Genomic DNA, 9,321 nt, shown 5'->3' with positions numbered 1-9,321 from the left:
AGCCGTCCTACGCGCCATCACCCTCTGGCTGCCGCATTTGTCAGACACGCCCTAGTCCTTCTTGACGATGTACATGGCCTGCCCGGGGATCCGCAGGATCGGGATCCGGCGGGGCGCGCCGAACCCGGCCTCGCGCAGCCAGTCGTGCAGCTGGCTCGGGGGATGCACCTGCGCCCCCGAGCTCAGGTAGACGAACAGGCCCAGCACGTTGGCCTGCGCCGAGGTGCGGCGGTGCGGTTCGGCGAACGCGTCCATCACGGCGAACGTGCCGCCCGGCGCGAGCGCGTCGCGGATCCGGCCGAACAGCGTGACCGTCTGCTCGGCGGTCAGGTGGTGCAGCAGGTTGAAGCACAGCACCGCGTCGTAGCCGCTGCCGAGATCGTCGACGGTTGCGTCCCCGTCGCGGTGGGAAACCCGGCCGGCCAGACCGGCGGCGGCGATGATCTCGCGGCCGACCCGCGCGCTGCCGGGCAGGTCGAGCACGGTCGCGGTCAACCCGGGATGACGTTCACACAGGGCCGCCGAGTACCAGCCGTGGCCGCCGCCGATGTCGAGCAGCGATCGTGCCCCGTCAGGGAGGCCCAGCTTGCCCGCCACCTCGGCGGCGCTGAGCCGGGCGAGCTCGAACTGCCCGTGGATGTAGCGGTGCCAGTACCCGTCGTCGGGCGGTGCGTCGTGGTGCCCGGCGGGCCGCCCGGTGCGCGTCACCTCGTCGAGGGCCGACCACCACGTCCAGTAGTCGGACGTGCCCGCCACGTACTGCGCCACCGACAACCGGGACGCGGGGTCCAGCCAGCGCCGTGACGACCGGCTGAGCCGGTAGCGGCCGGATCGAGCCTTTACGTGGCCGCCGGAGCGCAGGCAGTCGAGGAGCAGCCGGGTCGGCACGGGATCGAGGCCCAGTTCGGCGGCGAGCTCGTCGGCGGACGCGGGCCCCTCGGCCAGGCGGGCGGTGATGCCGGTGCGCACAGCGGTGATCAGCACCGCCGACAGGGCCATCCCGCCCCAGGCCTCGGCGGCCGCGGTCGGGACCAGGCCGAGGCGCAGCGCCAGCCACTCGGCGGGGTTGGCGCCGCGTAAAGAAAGCCTCATTCGCGGACCTCCCCGTCCGCTTTTAACTACCATGTCAATTGGCCATTGCGCGGCGTTTCACCTGCTTCTGCCGTCCGGTGGCGTCATGAGGGGAGACCGACGATCACGGTCCACACACGAACGACGCCCGTCCCGGCTCGCCGCGCGCGGGCCCTGATCGCGGCCGGACATCCCGGCCCGTCGCTGGCCATCACGGGACTTGTCGCCGTCCTCGCCGCGACCGCCGCGCCGTCCGCCGCCGCACCGGCGTGGGCCGTCGCGGCGATGCTGGCCGGCCAGTTGTCGATCGGGTGGTCCAACGACGCACTCGACGCCGCACGCGACGCCGCAGCGGGCCGCACCGACAAACCGGTGGCCACCGGGGTGATCGGGGTGCGGGCGGTGTGGATCGCGGCGCTGACCGCGCTGGCCGCGGCTGTCGCGATGGCGCTGGCCGTCAGCGTGCTCACCGCGATCCTGCTGGTCGTCGTGATCGGCGCCGGGTGGCTCTACAACCTGGGCGGTAAGGCCACACCGGCCTCCGGGCTGCTCTACCTGCTCGGGTTCGGGCCGCTGCCCGCGTACGCCGCGAGCACCCTCCCGGGGCAGCCGCTGCCGACCTGGTACGCCACCGCCGCGGCGGCGCTGGTCGGCCTGGGCGGTCACTTCGTCAACGTGCTGCCCGATCTGGCCGCCGACCGGGCGACCGGGGTGGCCGGGCTGCCGCAGCGGGTGGGTGCCCGGTGGGGTGCCGGCGCGGTGCGGGCGAGCGCGCTGGTGCTGCTGCTGGCCGCATCGGTGCTGCTGCTGGTGGCGTCGGGATTCCACGCGGTCGCGGTGGCCGGGCTCGTGGTCGCGGTCCTGCTCGCGGTGGTGGCCGCGGTCGGCTCCGGGCGGGTGCCGTTCGCCGCCGCATTCGGCATCGCCGCCGTCGACGTCGTCCTGCTGATGGTGGTCGGCTATGTCCAGGCCTGACAGCAGCGCGGTCCTGGCCGTGCGTGCGGTGTTCCCGCCGCACCGCCACACCCAGTCCGAACTGACCGCCAAGGTCGCCGAACTCTGCGGCATCGACCCCGCCGAGCGTGCGACGCTGCAGCGGTTGCACGCCGCCGCCGGGGTCGGGCACCGCCACACTGTGCTTCCGCTGACCGAATACGCGGAGGTGAGCGCGCTGGAGGCCGCCAACGACCGCTACATCGACGCCGCGGCCGATCTCGCCGAGACCGCGCTGCGCGACGCGCTGGCGGCGTCGGGACTGGCCCCCGACGACCTCGACCTGCTGATCGTGACCTCGGTGACCGGCGTCGCGGTGCCGTCGCTGGACGCGCGGCTGATCCCGCGGCTGGGGCTGCGTCCGGACATCAAACGGCTGCCGATCTTCGGGCTGGGCTGCGTCGCCGGAGCCGCCGGGCTGGCCCGGTTGCACGACTACCTGCTGGCCTGGCCGGATCACCACGCCGCGCTGGTCGCGGTCGAACTGTGCTCGCTGAGCTGGCCGACCACCCGGATCACCACGGCAGACCTGGTGGTCACCGGGCTGTTCGGGGACGGTGCGGCCGCGCTGGTGGCCGGGCGCGGGCGCGGCCCGCGCATCCTCGCCACGCGCAGCGAGGTCTACCCCGACAGCGGCGACATGCTGGGTTGGCGGCTGGCTTCCGACGGGTTCCGGATCGTGCTCACCGCAGAACTCGCCGACGTGGTCGAACGGCACCTCGCGGGCACCGTGACGGCGTTCCTGGCCGAACACGATCTGACCGTCGAGGAGATCAGCGCGTGGGTGTGCCATCCCGGCGGCCCGAAGGTCATCGACGCCGTGCAGAACAGCCTGAAGCTGGCCGATGCCGCCGTCGCGCCGAGCCGCCGCTCGCTCGCTGAGGTCGGCAACGTGTCGTCGGTGTCGGTGCTGGACATCCTGGGCCGCACCCTCGATGCGCCGCCGCCGCCGGGATCGCTGGGCCTGGTGATCGGGCTCGGGCCCGGGGTCAGCGCGGAACTGGTGTTGCTGCGGTGGTGAGGCTGCGGCTCACAGCATCAGCAGCATGCGGGTGTTGCCGAGGATGTTGGGCTTGACGTAGGACAGGTCCAGGAACTCGGCCACACCGGTGTCGTAGGAGCGGCACATCTCCTCGTACACCTCCGCGGTGACCGGGGTGCCCTCGATCTCCTTGAAACCGTGGCGGGCGAAGAAGTCCACCTCGAAGGTGAGCACGAAGATGCGCTGCAGCCGCAACTCCGCGGCGACCTCCAGCAGGCGTTCGACGACCGCGTGCCCGACACCCTTGCCGCGCACCTTCGGATGCACCGCGACGGTGCGCACCTCGCCGAGATCCGACCACAGCACGTGCAACGCGCCGCAGCCGATCACCTCGCCGGCCAGTTCGGCCACCCAGAACTCCTGGACGGACTCGTAGAGCGTGACGAGGTTCTTCTCCAGCAGGATCCTGCCCGCGTAGATGTCGACGAGCGCCTTGATCCCGGGCACATCCGAGGTCCGTGCGCGGCGCACCACGAACTCGTCGGCGGCGGCCTCCGCATCTGCGCTCATGCTCCGAAGAGTATCGGCAGCCGCAACCAGTATTCTGTGGCGGTGCCGGGCCAACCACATACCGATCCTGTGGTTCCCCGTGCCCGCGTCGCCAACGTCGCCAATGCGCTGACCGCGTTCCGGATGTTGCTGGTACCGGTGTTCCTGGTTGTGATGTTCGTCGGTGACGGCCACGAAACCTATTGGCGAACAGTGGCGTTCATCATCTTCGCGGTGGCCGTCATCACCGACCACTTCGATGGCGCGCTGGCCCGCAGCTACGGGATGGTCACCGAGTTCGGCACCTTGGCCGATCCGATCGCCGACAAGGCGCTGATCGGCTCCGCGCTGGTCGGGCTGTCGGTGCTCGGCGACCTGCCGTGGTGGGTGACCGTGCTGATCCTGGTCCGTGAGGTCGCGGTCACGGTGCTGCGGTTGGTGGTGCTGCGTCGCGGCGTGATCCCGGCCAGCCGGGGAGGCAAACTCAAGACCCTGGTGCAGGCGGTCGCGATCGGGCTGTTCGTGATGCCGTTGTCCGGGGCGTGGCTGACCACCGCGTGGGTCATCATGCTCGTCGCTGTCGTGCTGACCGTCGTGACCGGCGTCGACTACTTCGTCTCCGCGTTCCGGGACTGGCGCGCGCGCCCCGCCCGGCAGGGGTGACCGGCGCCCAACGCGAAAGAACCCTCCGTTTTCGGGAACCATCTCGGCGCCGTCGGGCGTTGCTCTACGTAGTCAAGGCAAGGAGGACGCGCGATGGCGGCATTGGTGCGTGAAGTGATCGGCGACGTTCTGCGTCGCGCCCGGGTCGAGCAGGGACGCACCCTGCGTGAGGTCTCGGATTCCGCGCGGGTCAGCCTGGGTTACCTGTCCGAGGTGGAGCGCGGCCGCAAGGAAGCCTCCAGCGAGCTGCTCAACGCGATCTGCGCCGCGCTCGAGGTCCCGCTGTCGCGGGTGCTCACCGAAGCCGGCGGCGAACTCGCGGCCGAGGAGTCCCGCGCCGCCGCGCCCGTCGGCGTCCCGAACATCGACGTCTCCACCAAGGTCGTCATTCCGCAGGTCGCGTCGATGGCGGTGGCCTGACAGTTGCCGCCGCGGGGTGTGGCGAGATGCGCCGACCCGTTAAGTTGGGTTCACGCGCCGCGGCCGGGTTTGCACAGGCCGCGGACACCCGATCCCGGTACAGACGACAGACGTAAGGCGGAATGAAGTCATGGCCAATCCGTTCACCAAGGCGTGGAAGTACCTCATGGCGCTGTTCAGCTCCAAGGTCGACGAATACGCCGACCCGAAGGTGCAGATCCAGCAGGCGATCGAGGAGGCGCAGCGTCAGCACCAGGCCCTGACCCAGCAGGCCGCGCAGGTGATCGGCAACCAGCGCCAGCTGGAGATGCGGCTGAACCGCCAGCTCGCCGACATCGAGAAGCTGCAGGTCAACGTGCGTCAGGCGCTGACCCTGGCGGATCAGGCCGTCGCCAACGGCGACGCCAACAAGGCCACCGAGTACAACAACGCCGCCGAGGCGTTCGCCGCGCAGCTGGTCACCGCCGAGCAGAGCGTCGAGGACCTCAAGGGGCTGCACGACCAGGCGCTGCAGGCCGCCGGGCAGGCCAAGAAGGCCGTCGAGCAGAACGCGATGATGCTGCAGCAGAAGATCGCCGAGCGCACCAAGCTGCTGTCCCAGCTCGAGCAGGCCAAGATGCAGGAGCAGGTGAGCAACTCGCTGCGCTCGATGAGCGAGCTCGCCGCGCCGGGCAACACGCCCAGCCTCGACGAGGTCCGCGACAAGATCGAACGCCGCTACGCCAACGCCATCGGTCAGGCCGAGCTCGCGCAGAACTCGGTGCAGGGCCGGATGATGGAGGTCCAGCAGGCCAGCGTCCAGATGGCCGGCCATTCGCGCCTGGAACAGATCCGCGCGTCGATGCGCGGCGAGCAGCTGCCCGCCGGCGGCGCGACGCCCGCGGCCCCGGCCCAGGCGCCGAACGCGAACCAGGCCACCCCGGCCGCCGATCCGACACCGGAAAACCCGCTGTCGCAGTGACCGCTATGCAGCCATGACGGAAGGCAGGGCAGTGGTGAGTACCCGGACCAGTAGGCCGCAGATGTGGCGCTCCCTGACGCAGCGCGGCGTCGACACCGCCGCCGAATGGTCGAACGTACTCGCCGACAGGCTCAGCGCCGCGGCCGATCCGCGCGCCAAACTGTTGCGCAAGCGGCGTTGGGCGCTGCGGCTGGCGGTGTTCTTCACCGTGTCCGCGCTGTTCTGGATCGCGATGACCGCGTTGGTGGCGGCGTGGGACACCCCGGTGTGGGCGCTGTTCATCCCGTCCCCGATCGCGGTCGGCGCGGCGTTCCTGGCCACGCTGGCCTTCCTGCGGTACCGCTGGTTGCGCCGTGAACCCCTTCCGCCGCAGCGGGTCTCGCACCGGTTACCGCCCTGGGGCTCGGCGGCGCGGGAGCCGATGGCGGCGCTGCAGGCCTCCGAGCGCGGCCTGTTCTCCCTGCTCGGGGTGATGGAACGCGGCGCGATGTTGCCTACTGACGAACTGGGCGAGCTGCGGGTCGCCGCGGAACGGACCGCCGCCACCATGGCCGCCACCTCCATCGAGGTGATGTCGATGGAGAACGCTGTCAAGGCGTCCCCGCAGTCGCGGGCCCATCTCACTCCGACCATCGCCGCATTCACCGCGCAGCTTCAGCAGGGCGCCCGGCAGTACAGCGAGATGGTCTCGGCGGCAGCGCAATTGGTGTCGGCGGCGAACTCTGGTGCGCTGTCGAGCTCACCGATGACGCAGCGCCGCTACCGCGACGAGCTCGAGTCGGCCACCGACCGGCTGATGGGCTGGGCGCAGGCGTTCGACGAGCTGGGCCACCTGCGCCGGGCCTGACGCGTCAGCCGAACTTCGGGCGCAGCGACGGCACCGCGATGCCGACCACCGCGCGCACCGGGGCCTTCAGCAGGAAGTCCAGCATGTCGAAGTAGTCCCGCCACAGCGTGATCTGGCCGGCGTCGTTGACCTCGAACGCGCCGCACACCCAGAACTGCAGGCGCAGGGGTCCAATGACGATGGCGTCGGTGCGCTCGGTCAGCACGGTGCCGCCCTCGGCGGCGATCCGGTGGAACTTCACCGCGAAGCCGTACTTGCCCTGAGCCCGCCGCAGCAGCCGCACGATCCTGCTGCGGCCGCGGATGCTGGGCAGGCCGACGTTCTGCCAGATCAGCTCGGGCGCCGCCAGCGATTCCACGGTGTCGATGTCGTCGGCTTCCAGCGCGAACAGGAACCGCCGCACGATCTCCTTGGCGTCTGTGCCTGCCCTGGTGGCGGGGGCCTGGGTGATGTCTTCGGAAGCCTCATTGGTCATATCGCCCGAGCCTAACCGCGCAGGCTGTGGCAGGGTAGCCCGCATGCGTGTCGCCGTGGTCGCAGGACCTGATCCGGGCCACGCCTTTCCGGCGATTGCCCTGTGCCTGAAATTCCTGGCCGCCGGGGATACTCCGACCTTGCTGACCGGTACGCGGTGGCTGGACACCGCGCGCCGTGAAGGCCTGGACGCGGTCGAACTGCTCGGCCTGGACCCGACCGCCGAGGACGACGACGCCGACGCCGGCGCCAAGATCCATCACCGGGCGGCGCGGATGGCGGTGTGCAACCGCGACGTGATCGCCGGGCTGGCGCCGGATCTGGTGGTCTCGGACTCGATCACCGCGTGCGGCGGGCTGGCCGCCGACCTGCTGGGTGTGCCCTGGGTGGAGCTCAACACCCATCCGCTGTACCGCCCGTCGAAGGGGCTGCCCCCGATCGGCAGCGGATTGGCGCCGGGCACCGGGCTGCGGGGCAGGCTGCGGGACTCCGTGCTGCGGGCGCTGAGCGCGAAATCCTGGCGTGACGGGTTGCGGCAGCGGGCCGAGGCCCGGGCCGGGATCGGGCTGCCCGCCGAGGACCCCGGGCCCGCGCGCCGGCTGATCGCGACGCTGCCGGCGCTGGAGGTGCCCCGTCCCGACTGGCCGGCGGAGGCTGTCGTGGTGGGTCCGCTGCACTACGAGCCGACGACCCGGGTGCTGACGCTGCCCGCCGGCGACGGGCCGGTCGTCGTGGTGGCCCCGTCGACCGCGACCACGGGCGCCGACGGGATGGCCGAGGTGGCGCTGAGCGCGCTGGTGCCCGGCGACGCGCTGCCGGCGGGGGCGCGGGTGGTGGTGTCGCGGCTGGACGCCGCCGACGCCGCGGTGCCGCCGTGGGCGGTGGTCGGACTCGGCCGTCAGGACGCGCTGCTGGCCCAGGCGGACCTGCTGATCTGCGGGGGTGGGCACGGCACGGTGGCCAAGTCGCTGCTGGCCGGCGTGCCGATGGTCGTCGTCCCGGGCGGGGGAGACCAGTGGGAGATCGCCAATCGCGTTGTGCGGCAAGGTAGTGCGCAGCTCGTCCGGCCGCTGACCGCCGACGCGCTGGCCGCCGCGGTGCGGGAGGTGCTCGGGTCGCCGGGCTACCGGGAGGCGGCGAGGCGGGCCGGCGCGAGCGTTGCGGGGGTGGCCGATCCGGTACAGGTGTGCCATGCCGCGTTGGGCGCCCGGGCGTAGTTCGGTCCAGCGTTCGGTCGGCTTCTCTGCTCGCCGCGCCCGGTGCCGGGGGAGGTGGAGTGCCGCTCGGTGTCCTACTCGGAGTCGGCCGATTTCTTGCGCCCGGCATACGGCGGCACTTCGGGCTGGACGTCACGCGGCGGGTCCGTCGTGAAGCCTGTCTCGAAGTCGCTCTCGCCGGGTTCGCCGTGACTGGGTACCGACTCGGCGTCCTCGATCGCACCGGACGGCCGGTTCGCCGGTCCGCCCGACGGTTGATCTGACCCGGTGTCCCGGGATCCGCTCGCGTTCATGCGCCTCACTCCTCACCGGCCGCCGTGTACGCGGCCATGCCGCCGGGGCGGATTCCCCGGAGGTGCTCGCCGAAACCGTCCCGTCGTACGTCTTCGCAGTTCATGATCGGCTTCTGGTCGCGTTCACCAGCGCCAGCGTGGCCTGCGTCGCGGTGGTCAGCGCCGCCGTGTCCGCGTCGGTGAGCGGCCCGCACACCCAGTCCCAATGGGCGGCGACGACGTCGCCGGCCTCGGGCGCCGTGGTCAGCGCCGTCGTCCCGCGACGCCACCGCACCCGTTCGGCGACGGGCTCTGCCAGCGCCAGGTCGCCATCCTCCAGGGCCAGCGGCCGGGAGTTCATGACCACATGCTCGTCGTCCACCGAAACCACGGTGCCCCAACGGATCCGGCAGTTCTGCAGCACGCCCAGCGCGGTGCCCAGGTCGCGGTCCAAGAACCGCACCCACGGATAGACCACCAGCACATGGAAGCTGTGGTGCGCCGACGCGGGTGCCCCCGCGGGGAGGTCGCCGAGCAGCCCGGTCACCTGCCCGGTGAACGCCGACCGGAGCCGCTCCAGCAGCGTCGCCGCGTCCACCGCGTCCAGCGCCGGGCCGCCCACCCAGTAGCTGTGCACCACCTCGGCGTCGAGCGGATCGGCGGTGCCCGTCGCGTCGGCAATGGCCTGCAGGTACGGCCACGCGCCGTCGAATTCGCGTGCTACCGCGGCTATCTGGTCGCCGGCGCCCAGCAGCGCGTGGCTGTCCTGCGGCCCGCAGTACCCGAGTTCGTTGGGCGGGTAGGCGAATCGCGCGAAGAGCGCGTGGCCCTCCCGGCTGCGACCGGCCGCGTGTTCGGTAGCGGCAGACACG

General features: G+C 71.6%; 12 protein-coding genes. 7 read left to right on the top strand and 5 right to left on the bottom strand.

What is annotated here, in order from left to right; genetic code table 11:
• Positions 1 to 51: 51 nt before the first annotated feature.
• Complete coding sequence (locus tag BST38_RS27705; RefSeq protein WP_083146740.1) at positions 52 to 1,092, bottom strand: class I SAM-dependent methyltransferase; 1,041 nt, start codon at positions 1,090 to 1,092, stop codon at positions 52 to 54.
• Between the two features lie 45 nt (positions 1,093 to 1,137).
• Between BST38_RS27705 and BST38_RS27700 the strand changes: the two genes are divergently transcribed.
• Together BST38_RS27700 and BST38_RS27695 are read left to right on the top strand one after the other, a co-directional pair.
• Positions 1,138 to 2,046 carry a UbiA family prenyltransferase gene (locus BST38_RS27700; protein ID WP_237160944.1) on the top strand — a complete coding sequence of 303 codons (909 nt, stop codon included), beginning with the start codon at positions 1,138 to 1,140 and terminating at the stop codon, positions 2,044 to 2,046.
• Positions 2,033 to 3,085: a type III polyketide synthase gene (locus tag BST38_RS27695; protein WP_083146739.1), complete on the top strand. Its 1,053-nt coding sequence runs from the start codon at positions 2,033 to 2,035 to the stop codon at positions 3,083 to 3,085. Before BST38_RS27700 ends, BST38_RS27695 begins: the two co-directional genes overlap by 14 nt.
• Before the next feature lie 9 nt (positions 3,086 to 3,094).
• Here BST38_RS27695 and BST38_RS27690 read toward each other — a convergent pair whose 3' ends face one another.
• Positions 3,095 to 3,616 (bottom strand): amino-acid N-acetyltransferase, encoded by a 522-nt coding sequence (locus tag BST38_RS27690; RefSeq protein ID WP_083146738.1) that lies wholly within the window; start codon positions 3,614 to 3,616, stop codon positions 3,095 to 3,097.
• A 42-nt stretch (positions 3,617 to 3,658) separates the two neighbouring features.
• On the opposite strand from BST38_RS27690, the gene pgsA reads away from it, so the two are divergent.
• The 4 genes from pgsA to pspM all read left to right on the top strand — a co-directional run bounded on the left by pgsA (position 3,659) and on the right by pspM (position 6,486).
• Entirely contained in the window at positions 3,659 to 4,258 is a 600-nt protein-coding gene (gene pgsA / locus BST38_RS27685) for a CDP-diacylglycerol--glycerol-3-phosphate 3-phosphatidyltransferase (RefSeq protein WP_083146742.1), read from the top strand.
• A gap of 93 nt (positions 4,259 to 4,351) precedes the next feature.
• Entirely contained in the window at positions 4,352 to 4,678 is a 327-nt protein-coding gene (clgR, locus tag BST38_RS27680; protein ID WP_083146737.1) for a transcriptional regulator ClgR, read from the top strand.
• Positions 4,679 to 4,808: 130 nt separating this feature from the next.
• Positions 4,809 to 5,639 (top strand): phage shock protein PspA, encoded by an 831-nt coding sequence (pspA, locus tag BST38_RS27675; RefSeq protein ID WP_083146736.1) that lies wholly within the window; start codon positions 4,809 to 4,811, stop codon positions 5,637 to 5,639.
• Positions 5,640 to 5,673: 34 nt separating this feature from the next.
• A complete protein-coding gene (pspM, locus tag BST38_RS27670) occupies positions 5,674 to 6,486 on the top strand; it encodes a phage shock envelope stress response protein PspM (protein ID WP_181792041.1) in 813 nt (270 codons plus the stop codon).
• A gap of 4 nt (positions 6,487 to 6,490) precedes the next feature.
• Here the strand turns inward: pspM and BST38_RS27665 are convergent, their stop codons facing one another.
• Complete coding sequence (locus BST38_RS27665; RefSeq protein ID WP_083146734.1) at positions 6,491 to 6,961, bottom strand: limonene-1,2-epoxide hydrolase family protein; 471 nt, start codon at positions 6,959 to 6,961, stop codon at positions 6,491 to 6,493.
• Positions 6,962 to 7,004: 43 nt separating this feature from the next.
• On the opposite strand from BST38_RS27665, the gene BST38_RS27660 reads away from it, so the two are divergent.
• Positions 7,005 to 8,177 (top strand): glycosyltransferase, encoded by a 1,173-nt coding sequence (locus BST38_RS27660; protein WP_083146733.1) that lies wholly within the window; start codon positions 7,005 to 7,007, stop codon positions 8,175 to 8,177.
• Positions 8,178 to 8,251: 74 nt separating this feature from the next.
• On the opposite strand, the gene BST38_RS27655 is transcribed toward BST38_RS27660, so the two are convergent.
• Positions 8,252 to 8,470 (bottom strand): hypothetical protein, encoded by a 219-nt coding sequence (locus BST38_RS27655; protein WP_083146732.1) that lies wholly within the window; start codon positions 8,468 to 8,470, stop codon positions 8,252 to 8,254.
• A gap of 100 nt (positions 8,471 to 8,570) precedes the next feature.
• On the bottom strand, positions 8,571 to 9,320 hold the full coding sequence (locus BST38_RS27650; protein ID WP_083146731.1) for a DUF6390 family protein: 750 nt from the start codon (positions 9,318 to 9,320) through the stop codon (positions 8,571 to 8,573).
• Position 9,321: the final 1 nt, after the last annotated feature.

The organism is Mycolicibacterium parafortuitum (genome assembly GCF_002086815.1).
In the GTDB taxonomy this organism is placed as follows: domain Bacteria; phylum Actinomycetota; class Actinomycetes; order Mycobacteriales; family Mycobacteriaceae; genus Mycobacterium; species Mycobacterium parafortuitum.
This window is presented reverse-complemented; position numbering and strand designations above follow the sequence as displayed.

Bases quoted from the DNA above. Each gene is read 5' to 3' on its own strand.
- BST38_RS27695 (WP_083146739.1), top strand. From the start codon at position 2,033: ATGTCCAGGCCTGACAGCAGCGCGGTCCTGGCCGTGCGTGCGGTGTTC.
- BST38_RS27665 (WP_083146734.1), bottom strand. From the start codon at position 6,961: ATGACCAATGAGGCTTCCGAAGACATCACCCAGGCCCCCGCCACCAGG.
- clgR (WP_083146737.1), top strand. From the start codon at position 4,352: ATGGCGGCATTGGTGCGTGAAGTGATCGGCGACGTTCTGCGTCGCGCC.
- BST38_RS27690 (WP_083146738.1), bottom strand. From the start codon at position 3,616: ATGAGCGCAGATGCGGAGGCCGCCGCCGACGAGTTCGTGGTGCGCCGC.
- BST38_RS27655 (WP_083146732.1), bottom strand. From the start codon at position 8,470: ATGAACGCGAGCGGATCCCGGGACACCGGGTCAGATCAACCGTCGGGC.
- BST38_RS27660 (WP_083146733.1), top strand. From the start codon at position 7,005: ATGCGTGTCGCCGTGGTCGCAGGACCTGATCCGGGCCACGCCTTTCCG.
- pspA (WP_083146736.1), top strand. From the start codon at position 4,809: ATGGCCAATCCGTTCACCAAGGCGTGGAAGTACCTCATGGCGCTGTTC.
- BST38_RS27705 (WP_083146740.1), bottom strand. From the start codon at position 1,092: ATGAGGCTTTCTTTACGCGGCGCCAACCCCGCCGAGTGGCTGGCGCTG.